The sequence below is a fragment of the Undibacterium sp. GW821-FHT07F11 genome (assembly GCF_059418665.1).
In genome coordinates this window covers 614336-638548 of sequence record NZ_JBWKQH010000002.1, presented here as the reverse complement: position 1 = coordinate 638548, position 24213 = coordinate 614336, and the positions used below count along the sequence as shown (strand labels likewise).

22 protein-coding genes are annotated in these 24213 nt (G+C 52.0%); 8 read left to right on the top strand and 14 right to left on the bottom strand.

All coding sequences use genetic code 11. The annotated features are described in order from the left end of the window. Positions 1-74 precede the first annotated feature (74 nt). Positions 75-1646, top strand: a complete 1572-nt coding sequence (locus AC07OI_RS06725; RefSeq protein WP_495256654.1) for a hypothetical protein — start codon at positions 75-77, stop codon at positions 1644-1646. A gap of 34 nt (positions 1647-1680) precedes the next feature. Here AC07OI_RS06725 and AC07OI_RS06720 read toward each other — a convergent pair whose 3' ends face one another. From AC07OI_RS06720 to AC07OI_RS06710, 3 genes are all read right to left on the bottom strand, one after another. Further along, positions 1681-3288: a methyl-accepting chemotaxis protein gene (locus AC07OI_RS06720; RefSeq protein WP_495256653.1), complete on the bottom strand. Its 1608-nt coding sequence runs from the start codon at positions 3286-3288 to the stop codon at positions 1681-1683. Positions 3289-3609: 321 nt separating this feature from the next. Continuing rightward, positions 3610-4860 (bottom strand): cyanophycinase, encoded by a 1251-nt coding sequence (locus AC07OI_RS06715; protein WP_495256652.1) that lies wholly within the window; start codon positions 4858-4860, stop codon positions 3610-3612. Between the two features lie 137 nt (positions 4861-4997). Beyond that, the gene (locus AC07OI_RS06710; RefSeq protein WP_495256651.1) at positions 4998-5420 is read right to left on the bottom strand and encodes a TonB-dependent receptor domain-containing protein; all 423 of its coding nucleotides are present in this window, start codon (positions 5418-5420) and stop codon (positions 4998-5000) included. A 35-nt stretch (positions 5421-5455) separates the two neighbouring features. On the opposite strand from AC07OI_RS06710, the gene AC07OI_RS06705 reads away from it, so the two are divergent. Beyond that, entirely contained in the window at positions 5456-5893 is a 438-nt protein-coding gene (locus AC07OI_RS06705) for a Na+/H+ antiporter NhaC family protein (RefSeq protein ID WP_495256650.1), read from the top strand. A gap of 7 nt (positions 5894-5900) precedes the next feature. Here AC07OI_RS06705 and AC07OI_RS06700 read toward each other — a convergent pair whose 3' ends face one another. From AC07OI_RS06700 to prpR, 10 genes are all read right to left on the bottom strand, one after another. Beyond that, positions 5901-6635, bottom strand: coding sequence for an AAA family ATPase (locus AC07OI_RS06700; protein ID WP_495256649.1), 735 nt, complete (start codon positions 6633-6635; stop codon positions 5901-5903). A gap of 8 nt (positions 6636-6643) precedes the next feature. Next, positions 6644-7165: a GNAT family N-acetyltransferase gene (locus tag AC07OI_RS06695; RefSeq protein ID WP_495256648.1), complete on the bottom strand. Its 522-nt coding sequence runs from the start codon at positions 7163-7165 to the stop codon at positions 6644-6646. 36 nt (positions 7166-7201) lie between these two features. Then, a complete protein-coding gene (phnE, locus tag AC07OI_RS06690) occupies positions 7202-8017 on the bottom strand; it encodes a phosphonate ABC transporter, permease protein PhnE (RefSeq protein ID WP_495256647.1) in 816 nt (271 codons plus the stop codon). Further along, a complete protein-coding gene (locus AC07OI_RS06685) occupies positions 8014-8853 on the bottom strand; it encodes a PhnE/PtxC family ABC transporter permease (protein ID WP_492702598.1) in 840 nt (279 codons plus the stop codon). The genes phnE and AC07OI_RS06685 overlap by 4 nt, the downstream gene beginning before the upstream one ends. 5 nt (positions 8854-8858) lie before the next feature. Continuing rightward, entirely contained in the window at positions 8859-9713 is an 855-nt protein-coding gene (locus AC07OI_RS06680) for a phosphonate ABC transporter ATP-binding protein (RefSeq protein WP_495256646.1), read from the bottom strand. Between the two features lie 23 nt (positions 9714-9736). Then, positions 9737-10612 carry a putative selenate ABC transporter substrate-binding protein gene (locus AC07OI_RS06675; RefSeq protein ID WP_495256645.1) on the bottom strand — a complete coding sequence of 292 codons (876 nt, stop codon included), beginning with the start codon at positions 10610-10612 and terminating at the stop codon, positions 9737-9739. Positions 10613-10681: 69 nt separating this feature from the next. Further along, entirely contained in the window at positions 10682-11704 is a 1023-nt protein-coding gene (locus tag AC07OI_RS06670; RefSeq protein WP_495256644.1) for a GGDEF domain-containing protein, read from the bottom strand. Beyond that, a complete protein-coding gene (locus AC07OI_RS06665; protein WP_492702601.1) occupies positions 11704-12315 on the bottom strand; it encodes a chemotaxis protein CheC in 612 nt (203 codons plus the stop codon). Before AC07OI_RS06665 ends, AC07OI_RS06670 begins: the two co-directional genes overlap by 1 nt. Before the next feature lie 2 nt (positions 12316-12317). Then, on the bottom strand, positions 12318-12677 hold the full coding sequence (locus tag AC07OI_RS06660) for a response regulator transcription factor (RefSeq protein WP_492702602.1): 360 nt from the start codon (positions 12675-12677) through the stop codon (positions 12318-12320). 116 nt (positions 12678-12793) lie between these two features. Then, complete coding sequence (gene prpR / locus AC07OI_RS06655) at positions 12794-14410, bottom strand: propionate catabolism operon regulatory protein PrpR (RefSeq protein WP_495256643.1); 1617 nt, start codon at positions 14408-14410, stop codon at positions 12794-12796. Positions 14411-14617: 207 nt separating this feature from the next. Here prpR and prpB point away from each other — a divergent pair, with 207 nt between their 5' ends. From prpB to AC07OI_RS06625, 6 genes are all read left to right on the top strand, one after another. Then, on the top strand, positions 14618-15508 hold the full coding sequence (prpB, locus tag AC07OI_RS06650) for a methylisocitrate lyase (protein WP_492702604.1): 891 nt from the start codon (positions 14618-14620) through the stop codon (positions 15506-15508). Between the two features lie 85 nt (positions 15509-15593). Then, positions 15594-16742, top strand: a complete 1149-nt coding sequence (gene prpC, locus AC07OI_RS06645) for a bifunctional 2-methylcitrate synthase/citrate synthase (RefSeq protein ID WP_492702605.1) — start codon at positions 15594-15596, stop codon at positions 16740-16742. 14 nt (positions 16743-16756) lie between these two features. Next, positions 16757-17230, top strand: coding sequence for a GNAT family N-acetyltransferase (locus AC07OI_RS06640; protein WP_492702606.1), 474 nt, complete (start codon positions 16757-16759; stop codon positions 17228-17230). Between the two features lie 64 nt (positions 17231-17294). Continuing rightward, positions 17295-19889, top strand: coding sequence for a Fe/S-dependent 2-methylisocitrate dehydratase AcnD (gene acnD, locus AC07OI_RS06635; RefSeq protein WP_492702607.1), 2595 nt, complete (start codon positions 17295-17297; stop codon positions 19887-19889). 89 nt (positions 19890-19978) lie between these two features. Continuing rightward, positions 19979-21163 (top strand): 2-methylaconitate cis-trans isomerase PrpF, encoded by a 1185-nt coding sequence (gene prpF, locus AC07OI_RS06630; protein ID WP_492702608.1) that lies wholly within the window; start codon positions 19979-19981, stop codon positions 21161-21163. A gap of 146 nt (positions 21164-21309) precedes the next feature. Next, positions 21310-23199, top strand: a complete 1890-nt coding sequence (locus AC07OI_RS06625) for a propionate--CoA ligase (protein WP_492702609.1) — start codon at positions 21310-21312, stop codon at positions 23197-23199. Positions 23200-23270: 71 nt separating this feature from the next. On the opposite strand, the gene AC07OI_RS06620 is transcribed toward AC07OI_RS06625, so the two are convergent. Further along, positions 23271-24155, bottom strand: coding sequence for an HDOD domain-containing protein (locus AC07OI_RS06620; RefSeq protein WP_492702610.1), 885 nt, complete (start codon positions 24153-24155; stop codon positions 23271-23273). Between the last annotated feature and the right edge of the window lie 58 nt (positions 24156-24213).

Here is a 24213-nt window from a genome sequence, read left to right as displayed (position 1 = left end):
GCTAAAGTAATAATAAATATTGTCGATAATAAGGAAGATTAAGCAAGGATTTATTTCAAGGATGCATGCAAGCCATGTCGACTATTTCTACAAGTTTAAATACAGTAGCAAGCCCTGGTGTCAGTCAGACACAGAATGTAAACAGTCAGACTTCTGCCAGCCCTTTGGCTAGTTCTGCTGCTTCGTACTCAACTACATCTACAAGTTCATATCAAGTCAATTTACGCTCATCAAGTAATGATGGTGTGGGCCAGACATATAACCAGTCAGGTGTTGCATCTACAACTACTACCTCATCTCAATGGTGGGAAAACAAGAGCGACGATCATTTCAGTTATTTACTGCAACAAAATGCGATTGCAACGACGACCACTTCAGGGCGTTTCAATGGTCTGGCTACTGGCCTCATAGACCGCCTGCATTCCACTGGTGCAGATGTCAAACAAGCCTACATCACGACATCTCCGGATGCCGGTGCTGACAATAAAGCCGTGGCCGAAGCAGGCCAGGTCAGTTTGAATGACTTGCGTGACCGCCCCGACCAAAGCCTGGGGCTGAGTGTGAAGCTGGCTTCAGGACGCAGTGTTACTTTATCCATCAAAAGTAATGCTAGTGGTCTCAGTGTAGAAGCCAGCAGCGATGCAGAATTGAGTGAAACAGATAGCAAGGCGCTCGATAAACTGGCCGCAGGACTGGAAGCTGCGGCGCAAAGTTATTTTACGGATAACAAGATCAATCTGGGTGCTTTGTCAGGCTTTGACACCTCTGTCGTCAGTTCGCTGGAGTTTAATATCAAGGCAGGTGAGCGCCAGCTTGACTACAAGATTAATGAATCACATCATCAGCTCAAGCTGACATCAGACAGTGGTGTGATTGATATTGATGTCAAACATGACAACGCCGGGCTCCGGGGGAATGCGACACAAAGAAATAACGCTATCCAGCAATTCCTTGGGCAAATCGATAATGCTGCCAAGCGTGGCAATGCAGATGAGGGCCTGGTATCACAATATAAGGAAGCGTTTTCTGCGATGCAGAAAATCAATACATCGGATGATGACAATAGTGTGCAAGGCCTGGCGCCAGCAAAGACACCAGCCTTTTGGGATACCAGTGCCAGTTCATTGTTAACCGGCCTGGCAGACTTTGATGCGAAGATCAAAGGCGTGACCACCTCACCAAATCCGGCGCGCTTGCAGGAAAGTGATTATTTCAACTTCCAGACCAGCCAGAAGACCACGCAGGAAGGGCATCTGGCAAGTGGAAAGATCAGCCAGAACCTGGAATCCAGTCTCAGTGCAGCTTTTCATCTTGAATTAAAATCTGGCAAAAAACCGGTGCTCGATGAGGGCAAGAGTTCGCAGAATTATCGCTACGTGAAAGTAGACGATCATGAGAGCAGCAAACTGGATCTTGGATTTGAAAAAAATCAATTGAATACTGCGCGTCTGGAAAAGAGCCATGACCGCAATCTGACGATATCCCGTTATGAGTTTGGTAAGCTGGTGGATACCAAAAATCAACCAGACAAACAGACGAGCGTCATTGATCTTTCTGTCAATTCAGTCCGCGACAATACGGCAAGTGAGCAGGCTTTGCAGCGCCAGCGCATCATTGCCACATTGAGCGGGAAGATTTTTCTCTAACGTTTTTCTAGTTAATTGCGATTTAAATGACGAGTTAGCGCAAGCGGCGTGGCTGATTTGCCCGACCTGTTTGCGCTGGACGTATACTCGCCCGGCTTACCTGGGGTGTAGCGCCAACTTGTTGCTGCACCTTGAAAATATTCACCACTTGCGCAAGGCTGGCTGCCTGTTCATTCATGGCCTGGGCCGCAGCAGACGCTTGTTCTACCAGCGCGGCATTTTGCTGCGTCATATTATCCATATCAACAATCGCATGATTGACCTGTTCTATGCCTGAGCTCTGCTCCTGGCTGGCAGAGGCAATTTCGGCGACGATATCGGTCACACGCCTGACACTGGCGACTACCTCATCCATGGTAGAACCGGCGATGGCAACCAGCTTGCCGCCTTCTTCGACTTTTTCTGCCGAGCTGTCTATCAGGGTCTTGATTTCCTTGGCAGCAGAGGCCGAGCGTTGTGCCAGGTTACGCACTTCGCTGGCAACCACGGCAAAACCACGGCCCTGTTCACCGGCACGCGCTGCCTCGACGGCGGCATTCAAGGCCAGGATATTGGTCTGGAAGGCAATGCCATCAATGACGCTGATGATATCGACGATTTTTTTCGATGATTCATTGATGGAGCCCATGGTCGCCACCACTTTGCCTACCACGCTGCCGCCCTGGGTCGCCACTTCAGACGCCGAGATAGCGAGTTGATTGGCCTGCCTGGCATTGTCGGCATTTTGCTTGACGGTGGAAGTCAGTTCTTCCATGGTGGATGAGGTTTCTTCCAGTGCGCCTGCCTGTTGTTCGGTGCGGTTAGACAGATCCAGGTTGCCAGAGGCAATTTCGCCAGAGGCAGTGGCGATGGATTCAGATCCGGTACGCACTTCACCGACAACGGCCGCGAGTTTGTCGCGCATGGTCTTGATGGCAAATAACAGGCTGGATTGGTCATTGTCTCTGACCTGTATGTCGGTAGTCAGATCACCCTCTGCAATATGGCCCACCACTTCAGCCGCATAAGCAGGTTCGCCCCCCAGTTGCCCCAGAATTGATCGTGTCATATGCCAGGCTAGTGCACCCACCATGGCCATCATGATGCAGCCCACACCCAGCATGATGCCTGCCTGCTGCCAGAAAGCCTCATTGATATCATCCAGATAGGTACCTGTGCCTACCAGCCAATCCCATGGGGCGAAGCGCATGACAGCATAAATTTTCTCTACCTGGCCCTGTACCCCAGGCCTGGTACCCATGGCCTGCACAACGCCTATCTTGTTTTTTTCCAGCGAGGCACGATAGCGGTCACCAGATTCTTTCATGTCCTTTTGCGGAACACCGATGCGGTCTGCCTTGGGGTGTACGCGCAGCAAATCATCGGAATACCCGCGCACAAAGAAATACATTTCATCTTTATGGAAACTGGAAATCGCCAGCTTGGCCTGTTTTTGCGCATCGTCACGTGAGAGCTTGCCTGACTGCTCCAGCGCATGGGCTTTCTCTATGGCGGCATGCGCCATTTCTACCATATTGGAAATCTGCTCAGTACGCTCCTTGGTCATGGTCTGACGCAAGGAGTACAGGGAAATAGCCGAAATGACTGAAATGCCAAACAGGGTGATGGCGCACAGCAAGATAATGCGGGTGCTGAGTTTCATGGTGTGGTCTCACTGGTTTGCTGCAGTGTGCCGCAACGCTGGGCGGATGCGTGAGAAAAATGGGTATCACCTCAGGCTAATCCGCCTACATTTGTGGGCAGGTCTGCATAGTTTTAATAATTGGCGATCAGGCGGCCCCGCCTGCGACGTACAGGGAATACAGAGCAGGACCGTAGTCTGATTGTAAGTGAAGCCCAGATGCCTGAGAGGAAGAATTTGCAAACAAACGACAAATTAAAGAGGATGTAGTGCAGATGGAGGGCAGGTCACGGGATGGTGTTAAGACCAACCCGCTAACGGAGACTTAGGCTGTATTTGGGTTTACTTATAAAACGGCAGGTTCATGCTCACAGGTCGTATATCCAGACGCAGACCATGTACGGTATAGCTTTCTGCGCCAGAGGCATTGGAATAGTAGCCCTGGCTTTCGGCCACTTTGCTGAAGCTGAATTCAAAACCTAGCTCAGGCTGCGCATCCATGCCAAAAGCCAGGGCAATGGCACGCTCCTGCTTGCCATCGATCAAATGGAACATCAGATCGGTGACTACCGTATTGGCCAGGATATCGGGATAAAAACGCTGGTCAGTATTGTAAGCCTGGGCAGGATTGAGTTTGTGCTGCAGTTTGTCAGCCGAAGGTGTCAGTGTCCTGGTGTGTAAATTGAAATGGTCGCCCCGGTCCAGATAGCTGATGCGGGCATTGCTGATATTGAAATTCTTTTGTGCTCCATCGGTTGTCGCCTGGCTCAGGTCAAACAGGATTGCACCTTTATAGCCGATGACCTCAACGTCACCCTGGTTGCTGACTACCATTGCTGTATTTTCATCAACGCCCAGGCCCAGCTTGTAATTCTTTTTTAGCATGACAGGTAACATGCGGGCAAAGCGGCCACGGATGATCAGGTGCTGGTCTATGAATACATCAGGGCCGATGAAACCCAAGCCAGCAGCAATTTCCTTGCCATCAGTGACACCAAGCTTGAGCGTAGGCAGCACAGGCTTGGCATCGTAAAACATCGTGGTACTCATGATGGCAGCACCGGCACTGCTGCCAGCGATGACACCACCGCGTTGATATAGCGCCCAGATGGATTCCAGCATCGCTGTCTTGCTACCATCCGGCTTGACCAGCGCCTGCACAATGCGACCCTGGTCGCCGCCAGTGAAAAACACACCGCTGGCATCTTTGAGTTTATCCAGCCAGGCGGCATTGTTGACGATATCTTCTGGCTTGAATTGCGCATGTCTGACCGACAGGGGAATTATAAAAGCCTGGGCACCATGCTGGTTCAGGGATTCCACTGCAAATCCCCCCGACTTTTCCGGGCTACCTGCTGCCGCTGGTATAACAGCAATCTTTGCGCCTTTGCCACCAGCCTGTTGCACGATGCGCTGCCAGACCACGGCATTATCGACCCGCAAGGCGCCGCCTATGATGACGAGTGAGCCTTTGGATTGTTGTGGTGACTTGTCTTCTGCATGAGCATTCATGGGTAATTGCCAAAGTAAGAGAACCAGGCAACTGAGCAAGATACGTAAGCCCGAGCCTGTATTTTCCAGAGAAATTGTCATTATTTCCATCCTGATTTTTTGATATTGTAAGTGATTCGAATCATCACTATGAGTATGAATTTAAAAAAAGGGACAACACCAAGTGTTGTCCCTAATATTCACGCAGGCGCTACTTTGGAATTGATTATTGATACTGCTTATTTAAACGAATAGTTACCAGAGATATAGACGAAGCGGCCGCGTGGGTCGGTATAGCTGGGGTCGTAACCAGCGATGAAGCTATATATCTGGTTGGAACGTGGCGGGTTGGTATCCAACAGGTTCTTGATACCTGCACGCAGGCTGAATGCCTTGCTGAATTTATAGCTGCCACTCAAATCCCACAAGACATAGGCGGGCACGTCACGGGTGCTGCCATCGGCCAGGGCATTCTGGTCGTGATAAGCCTGGTAGTAAGTCTGCTGCAGTGTCGCACCCCATGGGCCGCGGTCAAAGTCAAACGTCAGGGTATGCTTCCAGCATTGTACTACCTGGGTGTCGGTATAGATACCTACACCATTCACTTCCTGGCTGGCAGCGGTGTTACGGGTCTTGTAGTCGATGACATAGGTACCGTTCAAACTGACATTGAATTTGCCCAGGCTATTTTCTGGTCATGGCCATTCTGGTAGGCGTAGTGGGCAAATTGAATGCCGACAGTTTTGTCGAAGCCTTCATGCAGGGTGCCAAAGACCTGGTGACCACGGCACTGGTGATTGCCCTGGCACGCGGCACCATGATACTGGCGCGTGATGCCAATATCATCGACACCATGTTGAACTTCCTCATGCCTTTCGTGCAGTCTTCTCACCCTATCTTTGCGGCACACAAGATGTTTGTGATCCAGTCTGTCATCAACTTCTTCATCCATTCCGGCAGCGGGCAGGCGGCACTGACCATGCCCATCATGGCACCCCTGGCTGATCTGGTTGGCGTGCTGGCGCTGGCACGCATACCTTGGACGACCTGGGCGAAGTGGATGATACCTTTGCAGTTACTGTACTTTGTCCTGGCCCTGGGTTTGCTGGCTTTGTCTTGTGTGATCAGTTGGTAGGTTTTACTTACTCTTCATCTACCAGCAATTGCTCCAGCCGCTTGGGATAATTGTTGAGGAAGTCACGGGTCACTGCAAAGTGTTCCGTGTCTTCATAACTGGTTTCCGTAATGCCACTACCGTCAAACTGGTAAATTTTTGCGTGTGGATACGACAGTAGTATTGGTGAATGGGTGGCGATAATGAATTGCGAGCCATCCTGCACCAGTTGATGTATGGTGCTCAGGGCGGCCAGTTGGCGGTTGGGTGACAACGCAGCTTCTGGTTCGTCCATCAGGTAGAGGCCATTGCCTTGCAGCTTGTTGAGCAACAGTGCCATGAAAGATTCACCGTGGGAGCGTGTATGTAACGAACCACCGTAGCCATCGACATAGCCAACTTCATCCATATATGTGGCAACATTGAAGAAACTCTCAGCACGCAAGAAGTACCCATCACGCGGTTTTTTGAAGCTTTTCGATAGCCTCAAATTCTGATGCAGTGAAGAGACGGATTCGGTAGTGCGATACGCAACATTTTTTGTCCCACCTTCTTGCCCATAACCCAGCGCCATGGCAATGGCTTCCAGTACTGTCGATTTGCCAGCGCCGTTCTCACCGACGAAAAAAGTCACATCGGCATGAAATTCCAGCATGTCGAGTTCCCTGACTGCGGGGATATGGTAGGGGTAACGGTCAAAGTCGATCGCAGCGTCATCGCGCATGCTGATGCGTTGCAGATAAGGTTTGGCGGACAGGCTCATTGGCAGGTTTACGGTTTTTGTGGATGGCGGTAAATATGCCACAGGCCACCACGGAACTCTACCTGTCTTTCCAGCGTGGCACCAACAGCCAGTGCCAGTTTTATTGAGGCCAGATTGTCGCTATGGATAAAGCTGATCAGCCGCAAATCTGCCAGATACTCTGTGGCCATGCTTTGTACCACGCGGACCGCTTCGCTGGCATAAGCCTTGCCCCAATAGCGTTTTGTCAGTGCCCATTTTATTTCTGGTTCTGGCCAGTCGTTTGGATACCATAGACCTGCAACACCAATGACGGCGTCCGAAGTTTTTTCAACGATGGCATAGGGACCATAGCCGCGTAACTGCCAATGGCCCAGCATGCTGGCCATGGCACGCCAGCTTTCGCCTTCGGTCAGGGCACGACGAAAAGTAAAGCTCGTGCATTCAGGATCAGAATAGTGTTCGTGCAGTGCACGCCAGTCCTCTTCTCTGAACATCCTGAGTTGTAGCCTGGTTGTTTCTAAAGATTCAGGGATTTTGAAGACAGACATGATGGTCAAATATATGTGAATACTCTTGGAAAGGAATCAACGCATCATCCAGCGTCGCATCGCAAAGCTCAATGCATCCACCATAGCCACCAGTATCAGCATGGCGATGATGACAGTGGCTGCCGTTTGCATCTGGAATAATGATAAATGAAACTTCAACATCTGTCCCAACCCACCAGCACCGACTACGCCGAGTATGGCGGCGGCGCGGATATTGTTTTCCCATCGGTACAGGGTGTAGGACAGCATTTGCGGCAGGCTTTGTGGCAGCGTAGAGTACAGGAAGGCATTGACGGCAGAAGCGCCGTTCAGGCGTAATGTGGATTCAGCCTGCGGGGCGGCGTTTTCCAGTACTTCCGCAAACAGGCGGCCAAGTACACCAGTGGTGTGAGCGGCCAGCGCGATGGTGCCGGCAAATGGTCCCAGGCCGGCGGCGATCAGCATGATGGATGCCCACACCAGTTCGGGTATGGCACGCGCCACATTCAAAAATAATCGCGTACTGCTTTTTGCAATCCTGCCGAAGCGGCCACTGGCTGGCAGGGCCAACAACAGACCGAGGATGGCGGCAATCAGGGTGCCCAATGCCGACATGGCCAGGGTTTCAAAAGAAGCGAAGGCGGTTTTGTTAAGCAGGGCAGGGCTGATGTCAGGTGGTGCAAAGCCTTGCAGGAATTCCCAGGTTTTACCAGCGGCATCGTCGCTGAACAGAGCGCGCCATTCCATGTTCAGGCTGACAAAGCTGGCAATGACCAGCAGTATGATCCCCGCACTTAATGCCAGTTTGAGTGGGGTCAATAGCGCCGGTGCGACTGGCATGTCGTGGTTATTGTGCGTATCGTGCATACTCATGCCAGCGCCTTGCGGAATAATTTACTGGTCAGGTCAGCAATGCCGACCAGCAACACGAAGACGATGAGCATGGTCGACACTTCAGCGCCAGATAACATTTTCATCGATTCATCCATACGCTGACCCAAGCCGCCAGCGCCGACAAAGCCCATGACGACGGAGCCGCGTATGGCGCATTCCCAGCGGTAGATGGTGTAGGAAATCAATTCTGGTGCCGCATTGGGCAAGGCCCCATACAGGAATGCCGTCAGACGGCTGCTGCCATTTCTTAACAGGCTGTCGGTGGCGTGGCCATCATTGGCTTCCAGTATTTCAGCATAGACCTTGCCCAGCATGCCTGCATAGGTAAGGGCGATGGCAAATACACCCGCAGTCGGCCCCAGCCCGACCAGGCGCACAAACAGCAAGGCCCAGACTAGTTCCGGTACGCTGCGCAGCAAGACCAGCTTCCAGCGTACTATCTGGCGTAACAGCCTGGCCATGCCATGCATGCGTCCGCTGCCTATGCGTGATATCGATAAATGCTCATTGACGATCAGGGTCATCGGGATTGCACCCAGCAGTGCCAGCGTCAGGCCCGCCGTGGCAATGGCGATGGTTTGCCAGGTTGCCTCCAGTACGATCAATAAAAATTCTGTCGAATGCGCAGGTGGGAAAAAGCCTGACAGGAAACGCCAGGTCGCGCCCAGGCTTTGCGCATCGATCAGTTGCCAGGGTTTGAATTCAGTGATCAGCAGCATGGGCCAGAGCAGCACCAGTATGCTCAGCGTGACAGTCACCCGCATGCGCCATGCGGGATCATGCTGTATATCTGAATGGTTTGTCTGCTGTGTCATCGCGCTTAAAAACAGCGGGGCGCGTCAGAAAAATCAGGCTGATCCAGCGCAGTCATATCCAAAGACTGCTGCTCAGTGCTGCCGGTATTCCGGTACAGATCAGCGATCATCTGATCGTCCACCTTATTGCTGTCGAACAGGACTTTACCAGCGCGCAAACCTATGATGCGCGGGAAGTGCTGACGAGCCAGTTCCACCTGATGCAGGCTGCAGATCAGCGTTGCCTTACGTTGTTTTGCTTCCTGCTGCAGGGTATTCAGGGTTTGCAGTGCCAGCGTGGGGTCAAGCGCAGAAAGCGGCTCATCCACCAGCAAGAGACTGGCATCGGACAATAGCAGGCGTGCCAGTCCGCAGCGCTGGCGTTCACCGCCAGACAGTTTATCTACCCTGGCATACAACTTGTGTTGCAGATCAAAACGCTGCAAGGCTTGCCAGGCAGCCAGCGGGTCTGCGGGCTTGATAAGATTGCGCAAGGCCTGAGCCAGTGTCCAGTGCGGCAGGCGGCCGGCCAGCACCGCCGTGACGACGCGCTGGCGTGCAGGCAGTGGCGGTGTTTGTGGTGCCAGGAACAGGTGACGGCGCAAGACATGGCGTGCCGTATGTGACAGCGCCCAGACATCCTGGTCCATGAAATGGAATTGACCATTGGCAGGCTGATGGGCAGCAGCAAGGGTATGCAACAGCGTGGTTTTGCCAGCACCAGACGGACCTATGATGGCAATCTGCTCGCCCCGGGTGACTGTCAGATCAAGATTTTCAAGTATGTATTGCTGTTGCGCTTGTCCTGCCACCGATGCAGTGTGTACTGCACCGGAAAAAGCCACACTCAATTGCTGCAAGCGCAGCTGTACTGTAGTCATTACTACCGACATTGCTGCCGGCATTACTTCAGCAGGCCGGCATTATGTGCTGCCGCTTCTATGGCCTTGTAGTTGTCAGCCTTGGTAGGGATGAAGCGCGTCGCACGTTGCAGGTCAAGGATTTCCTTGTCCTGCGGATTGGCCGGATCAAGGTTCAGGAAGGCATCTGTGATCTTCTTGCGCAAGTCGACAGGCATGTCGGCACGTACCGACCAGTTATAGTCAAAATAGCCTGGCGTGGTGTAAAACACGTGGACCAGTTTGGTATCGACCTTGCCTTGCGCCAGCAGTTTTTCCCAGACTGAAATATTCAGCGCACCTGCATCTACCTTGCCGCCAGACACGGCAGCCACAGTCGCATCATGCGCACCAGAAAAGGCGATGCGCTTCATGTCCGTATCAGGGTTAATTTTGGCTGCCAGCAAATAAGAGCGTGGCATCAGGTGGCCAGAAGTGGACGATTCAGAACCAAAGGTAAAGGTCTTGCCTTTCAGGTCTTCGAGCTTGGTGATGTTTTTATCGGTGGTGATGAAGACCGATTTGAATTTTTCATCTTCTTCACGTTGTACCAGCGGTATCACCTGGTCTTTGCTGCGAACCTTGGCCTGTACGAAGGTGAAACCGCCAAACCAGACCATGTCGAGTTTCTTATTGATCAGGCCTTCTACCGAAGCTGCATAGTCAGTGACGGGGATGAATTCGACTTTCATGCCCAGCTTTTTCTCCAGCATGGCACCCAGGGGTTTGAATTTACGCTGCAATTCTGTTGGTGCTTCATCAGGAATAGCAGATACGCGCAAGATCTGCTGCGCCTGTGCCATGCCTGCGAATGCCAACAAGCCCAAGGCCACGATCATGCGGCGGCGGGACACGGAAAAGCATGAAACAAAATTAGTCATAGTAGTTCCTGAAAGGGTGGGGCAATCTATGGCCAGTCTGCATTAGTGGACTGTATTTAATGACAGATGTTAATGACTGATGGATTTATGTAAAGTACCTGCTGGTGTGGCAGTTTGTGTGCTGAATTGCTGCAAGGGCAAATAATGACTTTGGTTGCGGCCCGCCTTCTTGGCTTCGTAGAGCGCTGCATCTGCACATTTGAGCAAGGAATTGGCATCAACATCAGGATGTTTGTGGTAGTTGCTAAAGCCTATGCTGACACTGATTTGCTGGCCGATGTGCGATTTAAAATGCGGTATATTCAAATCCCAGACTGCAGTTCGCAGTTTTTCTGCAAACTGCATGGCAGAATCAGGTGCCATGTTGGGCAGCATGAGGATGAATTCTTCACCGCCGAAACGCGCCAGTACATCAGTGGCTCTGAGCAATTGCTTGCGCAAGGCTGCGGCGACCTGTATCAGGGCCTTGTCACCCGCCACATGACCATAGTTGTCGTTGTACTCCTTGAAGTAATCAATGTCGACCATGAACACAGACAAGGGCACGTTGTGACGCACGGCATGGCCCAGGGCCATTTTGTAGTGTTCATCAAAGAAGCGGCGGTTATAGATGCCAGTCAGACTGTCGGTGGTGGCTTCTCGCTTCAATGCTTCAGAGTGGGTACGCAGGATTTTTTCGCGTTTGATCGACGTGGTTGAATCACTGATCTGTATCAGGCACTGGCGTGCGCCATCTTCTGCAGCAATTGGTGTGATGGTGATGGATTGATCAATGCGTTTTTTTTCAATATCCTGTTCTCCACGTTGGAACAGGGGCAGTGGTGAACGGTGCAAGGCATTCGACAAGACCACTGGTAAGCCATAGCTCAGGGTATTGGTGATTGCACTCAGGATCGCACGGCTGGGTAATTCTTCAAAAGCTTCAGAAATCTGCCTGCCTATAGCCTGGCTGGCCGGGATGCCACTATATCTTTCTACCCAGCCGTTCCATAAAAGTATGGTCTGGTTGGTATCAAGCACTATCAACCCCAGGCTGATGGTATTTAATATCTCATCGACCCGGAAGGCAGAGGGAGGCATCAACTGTGCCATTAAACTACCCCCAGGAAGCGATCAAGCTGCGTCACCAAATCTGTCAGGGAAGTGGAACTCAGCAAGAAAATCAAATGCCCTTCAGAATGCCGGCTCTCAATCGCGAGGTCAATATGTAGCAGCAGAACATAGGGTTGCTGTAGATCATTGCTGACACGGCGGAAGATTTCTTCCGTACTGGCCACAGAGTAATCCGGCAGAGAGCAATTCAGCGGTATATTCAACATATCTGCCATGGCCGACAGGCAGGCATTAAGGATGATATTGCCCAGCTCACACATGGCTTCCTGTTCAAACTCGGCCAGATCTTCCAGGCTGATTTGCGAGCCCATCATGTCGCGCACGATTTTCAGCGCATGTTCTTCAGTGAACAGCAGTATGGCTTCAGCTTCAAAAGAGCCGCTGAAGGTCTGGTGTACCGCACCAAAGCGATCATTTTGCAAACCCATGGACGAGACATCAATCTCTGAGGATTTGCGGATTTCAACTGAAGGGACTGACAGGCGAACTTCTTCACCGACAATGTCGCTGAGGCTGGCAGCAGCCCTGCCAGCACCGACATTGAATACCTCGCTTAGTGCATCGAGATGAAGTTCGGTCAGGGAATTCATTTTCAGCTCGCGAAATAATTGAGAACGATAGTGATGGACTTCTCAGTAACTGGTTTAGCCACGAAGATGGTACCTATGGAGGTGGCCCTGTTTTGCATGGTGTCTTGTACGTTCGCCGAAAAAATGGCGATGCGTACACCAGGATGTTGCTGCAAGATTTGCTCAGCAGCATCAGTTCCCAATATGCCCGGCATATTGATGTCCATGGTGCAAAAGTCTGGTTTGTTCTCTATGACTGACTTGATGGCTTCTTCGCCATTGCCAGCTTCAAAAAATTCCCAGTCTGGATGCACTGCTTTGACGTGCGCACGGATCACCATGCGAGAAACTTTACTATCGTCAACAATAAGTAGTTTTTTCATAATATATTTTATGCAAGATAATTGCACCCAAAGATTGTGAGTGACAGCGTAAATTCATTCTACCTTAGTGAGGCACAAAATTCGTGGTTCAGATGATCAATTAATGTTTCAAATGATTACGCTTTTTGCTTCAGGCGTCTCCACAAAGTCGTTCTGCTGATCCCCAGATAGTCCGCAGCCGCTTCGCGGTTGTGATTGAACCTTTCCATGACGGAATCCATTGACTCTGGCGCAGGTAAATTGCGGGCTGAATTGATGAATGTATTTGCAGTATCTGCCGGTGACTGATGCAGATCCAGTTCAGGCAGGATTTTTGCGACGAAGCCCGGTGTCAGGGCTTGCAGCGGCTCTGCTGCCAAAAACAGAGCCAGACGTTCCATGAGATTACGTAATTCTCTTACATTTCCTGGCCAGTTGTAGTCTTGTAGCAGCGTGACGCAACTACCTATTTCCGCATGCAGATTGGCGTGTGGCCTGACACCCATGGCTGCCAGTGCATGTTTGAGGCACCATTCAGCAAGGGGCAGCAAATCGTCGGGGCGCTGCCTTAATGCAGGCAGATGCAGACGCAATACGGCCAGACGAAAATACAGGTCAGCACGAAACTTTCCTTCTTTTACCTTGCTTTCCAGATCGCAATGAGTGGCGCTGATAATGCGTACATCTACAGGTATGGGGCGCATGCTGCCCACACGATTGATCTCGCGCTCTTCAAGTACGCGCAATAACCGGGTTTGCAAAGTCAGCGGCATTTCACCGATTTCATCCAGGAATACCGTGCCTCTGTGGGCAATTTCAAATAAACCGGCGTGGCCGCCACGCTTGGAACCGGTAAAAGCACCTTCTTCATAGCCAAATAATTCAGATTCCAGCAAGCTTTCAGCGATGGCACCGCAATTTACGGCGACGAAGGGCTGGCGCGCCCGTGTGCTTTCCCTGTGTAGTGCCTGAGCCGCCAATTCCTTGCCAGTCCCGGTTTCACCTTGTAACAACACCGTTGCCGGGGAACGTGCAAATAAGGCGATGGACTTGCGGGTGGCTTGCATAAGGGCGGAGTCACCCCGCAAATCATTCAGACCATGCTTGGCGCGTAGTGATTCAGCTGCAGGGTGATGCCGTCCGCGGGCAGATTCCAGCCGTGTCAGACGGGCGATTTCGAGCGCGTCGTCAAAGGCTTGTCGTATTGACGTCGCGGAATACATGAAAATGCCAGTCAAGCCTGCTTCTTCAGCCAGGTCGGTGATCAGTCCGGCACCGACAATGACCTTGATCCCACCTGCTTTAAGTTCACTGATCTGGGCACGCGCATCTTCTTCGGTCACATAGGTACGCTGCTCCAGCGGGAAGCCGAAAGTCGTTTTGAAATCCGTCAGCTCAGGCATGGTCTCCTGGTAATTGATGAGGCCTATGGCAGGCGACACCTTGCGCGCCCTGGCCAGCGCCTGCATGACATCAAAGCCGCTGGCCTTGGCGATGACGACCGGGACTGGCAGGCGGTTCTTGAGGTAGGCTCCATTCGACCCTGCGGCGATGACTGCATCGCACCTCTCGGTTTGCAGACGTTCTTTCAGATATTGGGCAGCTTCTTCGAAACCCATGTGTATGGGCTCTATGTCAGCACTGACATCGTATTCGACCATGATGTCGCGGAACATGTCGAACAGGCGTGAGATGGACACCGTCCAGATGACTGGCTTGTCCTGATTATCGCGTATTGTCGGTGGATGTTTCATTAATGTTTCAACTGATGTTTCGATTCTCAATATGAAACGGTATTATGAAACAAAATTGAAGTCATGCACAGACTTTGTTCTGCCCTAAAAGAAAATAAGTGTTTGATTTATATGAGGTTGACAAGGAAATGTCTTTGTCATCCTCAGGCTGGCACGCCGATTGCAATATGCAACCCAGAATCTGTTCATTAACCTGAAAGCATACACATGAGTACATACTCCGCAGGTGCCGCCTTCCGCAAGGCGATGCAGGAAGAATCCCCGCTGCAAGTCGTCGGTGCAATCAATGCCAACCATGCCTTGCTGGCTAAACGTGCCGGTTTCAAGGCGATCTACCTTTCTGGCGGCGGCGTCGCTGCCGGTTCCCTGGGTTTGCCTGATTTGGGCATTTCCAATCTTGACGATGTCCTGACCGATGTACGCCGCATTACTGACGTTTGCGATCTGCCTTTGCTGGTCGATGTAGATACCGGCTTCGGTTCATCTGCCTTCAATGTGGCACGCACTGTCAAATCCATGATCAAGTTTGGCGCTGCTGCCATCCATATCGAAGACCAGGTAGGTGCCAAGCGTTGCGGCCATCGTCCTGGCAAGGAAATCGTCAGCAAGCAGGAAATGGTAGACCGCGTAAAAGCTGCCGTAGATGCGCGTACTGACGACAACTTCGTCATCATGGCGCGTACTGATGCGCTGGCAGTTGAAGGTCTGGAAGCCGCAATAGACCGCGCTTTGGCATGCGTAGAAGCTGGTGCTGACATGATTTTCCCGGAAGCGATTACTGAGCTGGCGATGTACAAGCAATTTGCCAATGCCGTCAAAGTACCTATCCTGGCAAATATTACCGAGTTTGGTGCGACGCCCCTGTTCTCCGTCGAAGAGCTGGCAGCGGTGGATGTAGGTCTGGTCTTGTATCCTTTGTCAGCTTTCCGTGCCATGAACAAGGCGGCAGAAAACGTCTATGGCGCGATACGTCGTGATGGTACGCAAAAGAATGTTGTCGATACCATGCAAACCCGTATGGAACTGTACGAGCGCATCAATTACCACGACTTTGAACAAAAGCTGGATGCACTGTTCGCACAGCAAAAAGCCAAATAATAATGATATAAGCTGTCCCACCCTTGTGCCACATCAAGCTGGCGGATGGGAACAGCCTTGAATATGAACCTCTGGAGAAATAATCATGACTGAAGCAGTTCCTTTCAAACCTAAGAAATCCGTCGCCCTGTCTGGCGTTACTGCTGGTAATACAGCCCTGTGTACCGTAGGCAAAACCGGTAATGACCTGCATTATCGCGGCTACGATATCCTGGACGTGGCTGACGCCTGCGAGTTTGAAGAAATTGCCCATTTGCTGGTCCATGGCAAATTGCCTACCGTCGCAGAATTGCGCGGCTACAAGGCCAAGCTGAAAGCCCTGCGCGGCCTGCCAGCGAATGTCAAGGCAGCACTGGAATGGTTGCCTGCATCATCTCACCCTATGGATGTCATGCGAACTGGTGTTTCTGCACTGGGCTGCGTATTGCCAGAAAAAGATGATCACAATAACCCTGGCGCACGCGATATCGCTGACCGTCTGATGGCTTCGCTGGGTTCCATGCTGCTGTACTGGTACCACTATAGCCATAATGGCAAACGCATAGAAACTGAAACTGATGATGAATCCATAGGCGGCCATTTCCTGCATCTGCTGCATGGTGAAAAACCAAGCGCATCGTGGGAAAAAGCCATGCATACGTCGCTGATCCTGTATGCAGAACATGAATTCAATGCGTCCACGTTTACTGGCCGCGTCATCGCTGGCACAGGTTCAGACATGTATTCCGCCATCACTGGCGCGATTGGTGCCTTGCGCGGTCCTAAGCATGGCGGCGCAAATGAAGTCGCATTTGAAATCCAGAAGCGTTACGACAATCCTGATGAAGCAGAAGCAGATATCAAGAAACGTGTAGAAAACAAGGAAGTCGTGATCGGCTTCGGTCATCCTGTGTACACCATCTCTGATCCACGCAACAAAGTCATCAAGGAAGTGGCGCGCAGCCTGTCCAAAGAAGCTGGCGCAATGAAGATGTTTGATATTGCTGAACGTCTGGAAACCGTGATGTGGGATATCAAAAAAATGTTCCCTAACCTGGACTGGTTCTCTGCTGTGTCTTACCACATGATGGGCGTGCCGACTGCCATGTTCACGCCTTTGTTCGTGATTGCCCGTACTTCAGGCTGGGCGGCACACATTATAGAACAGCGTATCGATAACAAGATTATTCGTCCTAGTGCCAACTATGTTGGCCCCGAAGATCTGAAATTTGTTCCTTTGAATAAACGTAAGTAAGCAGAGGTTGCAATATGAAAGTGCAGGCAGATCTGTCCAGACTCAGCACCAGACGCGCTGCGAGGCAAGATCTGCCGCGCCTGCTGGAACTCATTGCCGATGATGATCTTGGCAAGAACCGTGAAGGCGTAGGCTCGGAGGACGCATGTTATGCCGAAGCTTTTGAGCGTATAACAGCCGATGACAATCAGTTTCTCATGGTGGCGGAACTGGATGGTCGCATCATCGCCATGCAGCAGGTCACTTTCATCCCTGGTCTGAGCAGGAAAGGTTCTACCCGCGCCATGATAGAAAGCGTGCGGGTCGATGGCTATCTGCGCGGGCAGGGCATAGGCCACTGGTTCATCGAGCAAGCTATAGCTCTGGCACGTGAGCGCGGTTGCCAGCTGGTGCAACTGACCAGCGACAAGAAACGCATACAGGCGCATAGGTTCTATGGAAGCATGGGCTTCACAGCATCACATGAAGGCTTCAAATTGCAACTCTGAACTGCTCTGAATCACCTTGAACTGCCCTGAACACCAAATACTAATATTTAAAAAATAGCGAGCCATGAATACTCAATTCCGCAAGCCACTACCTGGCACTACTCTGGACTACTTTGATACACGTGAAGCAGTAGATGCCATCGTGCCAGGCGCGTATGACAAGCTGCCATATACATCTCGCGTACTGGCAGAAAACCTGGTGCGCCGCTGCGACCCGGCTACGCTGACTGATTCATTGCGCCAGTTCATAGAACGCAAGCGCGACCTGGATTTTCCATGGTTCCCGGCGCGCGTAGTTTGCCATGACATTCTGGGCCAGACTGCGTTGGTTGATCTGGCTGGCTTGCGCGATGCGATTGCCCTGCAAGGTGGCGACCCGGCGCTGGTGAATCCCGTTGTACCTACCCAACTGGTGGTCGATCATTCGCTGGCGGTTGAATGCGGTGGTTTTGATCCCGACGCTTTCGACAAAAACCGTGCGATTGAAGACAGGCGCAATGAAGACAGGTTTGACTTCATTAACTGGACCAAGAAGGCATTCAAGAATGTTGATGTGATCCCGCCTGGCAATGGCATCCTGCACCAGATCAATCTGGAACGCATGTCGCCAGTCGTGCAGGTGACTGATGGCGTAGCCTATCCAGATACCCTGGTCGGCACAGACAGCCATACACCCATGGTCGATGCGCTGGGCGTCATTGCGATTGGCGTCGGTGGCCTGGAAGCGGAAAGCGTCATGCTCGGTCGTGCATCCTGGATGCGTTTGCCAGATATCATCGGTGTAGAGCTGACAGGTAAACCGCAGGAAGGTATCACCGCAACAGATACAGTGCTGGCATTGACAGAATTCTTGCGCAATCAAAAAGTCGTATCGTCCTATCTGGAATTTTATGGCGAAGGTGCATCCCACCTGACCCTGGGTGACCGCGCAACGATTTCCAATATGGCACCTGAATTTGGTTCCACCGCGGCGATGTTTTACATTGATGAGCAAACCATCAAATACCTGAAACTCACAGGCCGTGATGATGAACTCGTCAAGCTGGTAGAAACCTATGCCAAAGAAACAGGCCTGTGGGCAGATACCCTGAAGAATGCTGAATATGAGCGCGTACTGAAGTTTGACCTGTCTTCCGTCGTGCGCAATATCGCTGGCCCATCTAACCCGCACAAGCGTGTGCCTACTTCAGAACTGGCAGCGCGTGGCATCAGCGGCACGGTAGAAAATGAGCCTGGCCTCATGCCTGATGGTGCCGTCATCATCGCTGCGATTACCAGCTGCACCAATACCAATAACCCGCGCAATATGGTGGCTGCCGGTTTGCTGGCACGCAATGCCAACAAACTTGGACTTACCCGCAAACCCTGGGTCAAGAGTTCACTGGCACCTGGTTCCAAGGCAGTGACCCTGTACCTCGAAGAAGCCAATCTCATGCCTGAGCTGGAGCAACTGGGCTTTGGCGTGGTGGCCTATGCCTGCACATCCTGCAATGGCATGTCGGGCGCGCTTGATCCTGTCATCCAGAAAGAAATCATAGACCGTGATTTGTATGCGACGGCTGTGTTGTCGGGTAACCGTAATTTCGATGGTCGTATCCATCCGTATGCACAACAGGCTTTCCTCGCTTCGCCACCACTGGTAGTTGCTTATGCGATTGCTGGCACTATCCGTTTTGATATTGAGAAAGATGTACTGGGTCTGGATGCGGCAGGCAAGCCGGTGACCTTGAAAGATATCTGGCCTACGGATGAAGAGATTGACGCCGTGGTTGCAGCCAGCGTCAAGCCTGAGCAATTCCGTAAAGTGTATATCCCCATGTTTGCCAAGCAGGCAGATGATGGTGAAAAAGTCAGCCCACTGTATGACTGGCGTCCACAGACGACCTATATCCGCCGCCCACCGTATTGGGAAGGCGCACTGGCAGGCGCGCGCAGCATGAAGGGCATGCGTGCACTGGCAGTATTGGGTGACAACATCACGACCGACCATCTGTCGCCATCGAATGCCATCATGCTCGACAGTGCTGCTGGTGAATATCTCGCCAAGATGGGTTTGCCAGAAGAAGATTTCAATTCTTACGCAACCCACCGCGGTGACCATCTGACTGCTCAGCGTGCCACCTTTGCCAACCCGACTTTGAAGAATGAAATGGTCATCGTTGATGGCAAGGTCAAGGCAGGTTCACTGGCCCGCATAGAACCAGAAGGCACGGTTACCCGCATGTGGGAAGCCATAGAAACCTATATGGAACGCAAACAGCCTTTGATCGTGATTGCCGGTGCTGATTATGGCCAGGGCTCTTCGCGTGACTGGGCAGCCAAGGGTGTGCGCCTGGCGGGTGTAGAAGTGATTGTTGCTGAAGGTTTCGAGCGCATTCACCGCACCAATCTCGTTGGCATGGGCGTTTTGCCACTGGAGTTCTTGCCAGGCGTGAACCGCCTGACGCTGAACATAGACGGCACAGAAACCTTTGACGTCATAGGCGAGCGCATGCCACGCGCAACCCTGACCCTGATCATCAACCGCAAGAATGGTGAATCTGTGGCGGTGCCTGTGCTGTGCCGCCTCGATACGGCAGAAGAAGTATCTATTTACGAAGCTGGTGGTGTCTTGCAGCGTTTTGCGCAAGACTTCCTGGAATCTGTCAAGGCTGCGTAAGTTTCATGCGATATATTTCCAGTGCTTTTCTTGATAGAAAAGTGCTGGATTTGATTTGAATTAAAAAGAGAAATTTTAAAGAGAAGTATATGGCCCATCTCCCACAAATCAAAATCCCGGCGACCTATATGCGTGGCGGCACCAGCAAGGGCGTGTTTTTCCGCCTGCAGGATTTGCCTGAGGCTGCGCAACAGCCAGGTGCAGCACGCGATGCTTTGCTGCTGCGTGTGATAGGCAGCCCCGACCCTTATGGCAAACAGATTGATGGCATGGGCGGTGCAACTTCCAGCACAAGCAAGACTGTCATCCTCTCGAAAAGCAGCAAGCCTGACCATGATGTTGATTATCTGTTTGGCCAGGTCGCTATAGACAAGGCCTTTGTAGACTGGAGCGGGAATTGCGGCAACCTGTCTGCCGCAGTCGGTGCCTTTGCCATCAGCGCTGGTCTGGTGGATGCTGAACGTGTACCTCAAAACGGTATCGCCACCATCCGCATATGGCAGGCGAATATCAGCAAGACCATCATTGCTCATGTTCCTGTGACTGAAGGAGCAGTGCAGGAGACTGGCGATTTTGAACTCGATGGAGTGACTTTTCCAGCAGCAGAAGTACAACTGGAATTCATGGACCCGGCAGCCGATGAAGAGGGTGCTGGCGGCTCCATGTTCCCGACCGGTAACCTGGTCGATGATCTCGACGTGCCAGGTGTGGGTACGCTCAAAGCGACCATGATCAATGCCGGCATTCCCACGATCTTCATCAATGCCGATGCCATAGGCTATACCGGGACGGAATTGCAGGATGCCATTAACGGTGATGCCAAGGCGCTGGCAATGTTTGAAACCATACGTGCACATGGCGCATTGCGCATGGGGCTGATCAAGGATATCTCTGAAGCGGCACAACGCCAGCATACGCCCAAGGTGGCCTTTGTTGCCAAGGCTGTTGACTACACGTCGTCCAGTGGCAAGCAAGTCCAGGTGGCTGATATCGATTTGCTGGTACGTGCCCTGTCCATGGGCAAGCTGCACCACGCTATGATGGGTACTGCAGCCGTGGCCATAGGTACTGCTGCTGCGATACCAGGCACACTCGTGAATCTGGCGGCTGGCGGTGGCGCTCGTACTGCGGTGCGTTTTGGCCATCCATCCGGCACTTTACGGGTAGGGGCAGAAGCTACGCAAGTCAATGGCGAATGGAGTGTTACCAAGGCCATCATGAGTCGCAGTGCGCGCGTGCTGATGGAAGGTTGGGTACGCGTACCCTCAAACTGACAAAATTTTGGATTTGAAACGAAGTAGCTTTATGCACGTGAAAGTGCAGGCCTCGCCACGTGCCAGTGCCACTGTCCAAAAATAATAATTAATGCTCAGGGCCGACGCGAATGTTAAGAACATTTTGTGATATCGAAGGAGACAGCATGACCTACGCAGCGTTTTATCAGGAATCTATACAAGACCCGCAAGGGTTCTGGGCCAAAGAAGCGCAGTTGATAGACTGGCACAAGCCTTATGATAAGGTACTCGACCATAGCAAGCCGCCATTTGCCAAATGGTATGTGGGTGGTGAAACCAATCTCTGTCATAACGCAGTCGATCGCTGGCTGGCTACCCAGGCAGACCAGCCTGCGCTAATCGCGATTTCTACCGAAACCAATACTGAAAAAACTTATAGCTTTGCCGAGCTGCACGCAGAAGTGCAACGCATGGCAGCTATCATGCTAGGCCTGGGTGTGAAGCAGGGCGACAGGGTCTTGATTTATATGCCCATGATTGCCGAAGCAGCCTTTGCCATGCTGGCCTGCGCCCGCATAGGGGCTGTGCATTCTGTCGTATTTGGTGGCTTTGCTTCCAAGAGCCTGGGCACACGTATTGATGATGCCAAGCCTGTGCTGGTGGTATCAGCAGATGCGGGTATGCGTGGTGGCAAGGCTGTGCCTTACAAACCCTTGCTGGATGAAGCCATCACCCTGGCTGAACACAAGCCTGCACATGTCTTGCTGGTAGACCGCGGCCTTGATGCCATGCAACTGGTGGCCGGGCGTGATGTTGATTATGCGGCTGCAAGAGCGCAGCATATGGATGCTCAGGTGCCTGTGACCTGGCTGGAATCCAATACCATATCCTATGTCTTGTACACTTCAGGCACGACGGGCAAACCCAAGGGCGTGCAGCGTGATGTTGGCGGTTATGCAGTGGCACTGGCGTCGTCGATGAAGCATATTTTCTGTGGCAATCCAGGTGAAACCTATTTTGCGACATCAGACATAGGCTGGGTGGTCGGCCACTCTTATATTGTTTATGGCCCGCTGATTGCTGGTATGGCCACCATCATGTATGAAGGCACGCCGATACGCCCTGATGCGGGAATCTGGTGGAGCATAGTTGAGAAATACAAGGTCACGCGCATGTTCTCAGCACCGACTGCTGTGCGTGTACTCAAGAAGCACCCATCTGAGCTGATGCGCAAATATGATTTGTCTTCACTCAAAGCCCTGTACCTGGCAGGCGAGCCGCTTGATGAAACCACCTCAAGCTGGATCGCCAATGAACTGGGTGTCTCCATTATCGACAATTACTGGCAGACTGAAACTGGCTGGCCCATTTTGACCGTGGCACGAGGTGTGGAGCAGACTGCCACCCGTCTGGGCAGCCCTGGCATTGCCATGTATGGTTATAACGTGCGCATCATTAATGAAAACACGGGCGCAGAATGTGCCGCCAATGAAAAAGGTGTGGTTGCCATCAAAGGTCCGTTGCCGCCCGGTTGCATGCAAACCGTGTATGGCGATGACCAGCGCTTCGTCAATACTTACTGGTCCAATTTCTCTCACGAGCAGTTGTATTCCACCTTTGACTGGGGCATCAGGGATGCTGACGGCTATTACTTCATCCTGGGTCGTACTGACGATGTCATCAATGTTGCGGGACACAGGCTGGGTACACGCGAGATAGAAGAAAGTATCTCCAGCCACCCGCAAATTTCTGAAGTGGCTGTCGTAGGCGTTGAAGACAAGCTCAAGGGACAGGTGGCAGTCGCGTTTGCCATACTCAAAAAACCTGAACTTGCAGAAACGCCGGAACAAAAGCGGGCACTGGAGGCCGAGGTCATGAGCGTGGTTGACAAGCAGCTTGGTGCTGTCGCGAGACCATCACGCGTGCATTTCGTCAGCATGCTGCCGAAAACCCGTTCCGGCAAGTTACTGCGCCGTTCCATACAGGCGATTTGCGAGGGGCGAGAAGCTGGGGATTTGACAACGATCGAAGATCCGTCTTCCTTGCAGCAAATCCAGGCGGCACTGACTGCTTGAAAGTTTCGAAATTGGTAAGCTAAAAAAATAAAGGGAGTATTTGCTCCCTTTTGTTGTTTACATGAACATGTTCAGAGCTGCAGCGCCGCAGCCAGGGTTTTCACTTCCTCTTCTGACTCTTCCAAAATACTATTGAGCGTGCCATCGCCTACAACAAAATCGATTTCTGAAGAATACTGTTCTGACTCTTCGGCATAAGAATGGATATCCATAGGCGAATGCGTGGTAGCAAGTTCATTAGCCAGCAGCAGCGTGTCGCCCAGGGTTTCAGGGGGCATGGCGCGCAGACCAAACCAGAGAGCTTCAACGGCTTCCACCACTGCTTGCGGCAGCATCAGGCTCTTGATGACGGCACCGCCTATCTGCGCTTCGGACGATTCGCGGTCTATGATCGTGTCAGAAAAGGATGGTAAATCATCGACGCTGGAATCTGGTGCTGGCTCATCACGTTCCAGCAATGAGGGAAACTCATCCACCCGTGACAAGAGGTAAAAATTGCCCACCTCATGGACGATACCGGCAAACATGGCGGTATCAGGGTCTAGCTTGGTGATGCGCCTGGCGATGACTTGTGACAGGGCCGCAACCTGGGCAGTGTGTTCCCAGAGCTTATTCGTCATGACTTGAAGTTGCTTGTTTTTGCTGCTGCCAGCCAGTTGGCGCACGACCAGCGAAGCAACCACGGCACGCAGGGTGCGAAAGCCCAGCCGGCTGATGGCAGCCTTGACATTGGTGACATCATTGCCACGGTTGTAAGCAGCAGAATTGGCAATGGCCACCATGCGGGCGGCCAGGAAGGGCTCATTCAGGACTAACTTTGTTGCAGTATCTATACTGCAATCAGGATCATCCAGCGTTTGTTGCAGCTTCAGGGAAGCCGCCACATTCGTAGGGAAAACCAACTCCCCCCGTTTGGCTTGTTCAGCTATGCTGTTAAGCGCATCGATTTTATTCATCGCAGGTGTCTTTTGCACAAGTTAAACAAACATATGGTGGGCGCAAACCGCACCCTAT

What these genes read in the sequence shown, in the direction of transcription:
- AC07OI_RS06670 (WP_495256644.1), bottom strand. Translation starts at nt 11,704, where the DNA reads ATGGCACAGTTGATGCCTCCCTCTGCCTTCCGGGTCGATGAGATATTA.
- AC07OI_RS06720 (WP_495256653.1), bottom strand. Translation starts at nt 3,288, where the DNA reads ATGAAACTCAGCACCCGCATTATCTTGCTGTGCGCCATCACCCTGTTT.
- AC07OI_RS06700 (WP_495256649.1), bottom strand. Translation starts at nt 6,635, where the DNA reads ATGAGCCTGTCCGCCAAACCTTATCTGCAACGCATCAGCATGCGCGAT.
- AC07OI_RS06675 (WP_495256645.1), bottom strand. Translation starts at nt 10,612, where the DNA reads ATGACTAATTTTGTTTCATGCTTTTCCGTGTCCCGCCGCCGCATGATC.
- AC07OI_RS06620 (WP_492702610.1), bottom strand. Translation starts at nt 24,155, where the DNA reads ATGAATAAAATCGATGCGCTTAACAGCATAGCTGAACAAGCCAAACGG.
- AC07OI_RS06680 (WP_495256646.1), bottom strand. Translation starts at nt 9,713, where the DNA reads ATGACTACAGTACAGCTGCGCTTGCAGCAATTGAGTGTGGCTTTTTCC.
- acnD (WP_492702607.1), top strand. Translation starts at nt 17,295, where the DNA reads ATGAATACTCAATTCCGCAAGCCACTACCTGGCACTACTCTGGACTAC.
- prpB (WP_492702604.1), top strand. Translation starts at nt 14,618, where the DNA reads ATGAGTACATACTCCGCAGGTGCCGCCTTCCGCAAGGCGATGCAGGAA.
- AC07OI_RS06640 (WP_492702606.1), top strand. Translation starts at nt 16,757, where the DNA reads ATGAAAGTGCAGGCAGATCTGTCCAGACTCAGCACCAGACGCGCTGCG.
- AC07OI_RS06665 (WP_492702601.1), bottom strand. Translation starts at nt 12,315, where the DNA reads ATGAATTCCCTGACCGAACTTCATCTCGATGCACTAAGCGAGGTATTC.
- prpC (WP_492702605.1), top strand. Translation starts at nt 15,594, where the DNA reads ATGACTGAAGCAGTTCCTTTCAAACCTAAGAAATCCGTCGCCCTGTCT.
- AC07OI_RS06695 (WP_495256648.1), bottom strand. Translation starts at nt 7,165, where the DNA reads ATGTCTGTCTTCAAAATCCCTGAATCTTTAGAAACAACCAGGCTACAA.
- AC07OI_RS06725 (WP_495256654.1), top strand. Translation starts at nt 75, where the DNA reads ATGTCGACTATTTCTACAAGTTTAAATACAGTAGCAAGCCCTGGTGTC.
- phnE (WP_495256647.1), bottom strand. Translation starts at nt 8,017, where the DNA reads ATGAGTATGCACGATACGCACAATAACCACGACATGCCAGTCGCACCG.
- AC07OI_RS06660 (WP_492702602.1), bottom strand. Translation starts at nt 12,677, where the DNA reads ATGAAAAAACTACTTATTGTTGACGATAGTAAAGTTTCTCGCATGGTG.
- AC07OI_RS06685 (WP_492702598.1), bottom strand. Translation starts at nt 8,853, where the DNA reads ATGACACAGCAGACAAACCATTCAGATATACAGCATGATCCCGCATGG.
- prpR (WP_495256643.1), bottom strand. Translation starts at nt 14,410, where the DNA reads ATGAAACATCCACCGACAATACGCGATAATCAGGACAAGCCAGTCATC.
- AC07OI_RS06625 (WP_492702609.1), top strand. Translation starts at nt 21,310, where the DNA reads ATGACCTACGCAGCGTTTTATCAGGAATCTATACAAGACCCGCAAGGG.
- prpF (WP_492702608.1), top strand. Translation starts at nt 19,979, where the DNA reads ATGGCCCATCTCCCACAAATCAAAATCCCGGCGACCTATATGCGTGGC.
- AC07OI_RS06705 (WP_495256650.1), top strand. Translation starts at nt 5,456, where the DNA reads ATGGCCATTCTGGTAGGCGTAGTGGGCAAATTGAATGCCGACAGTTTT.
- AC07OI_RS06715 (WP_495256652.1), bottom strand. Translation starts at nt 4,860, where the DNA reads ATGACAATTTCTCTGGAAAATACAGGCTCGGGCTTACGTATCTTGCTC.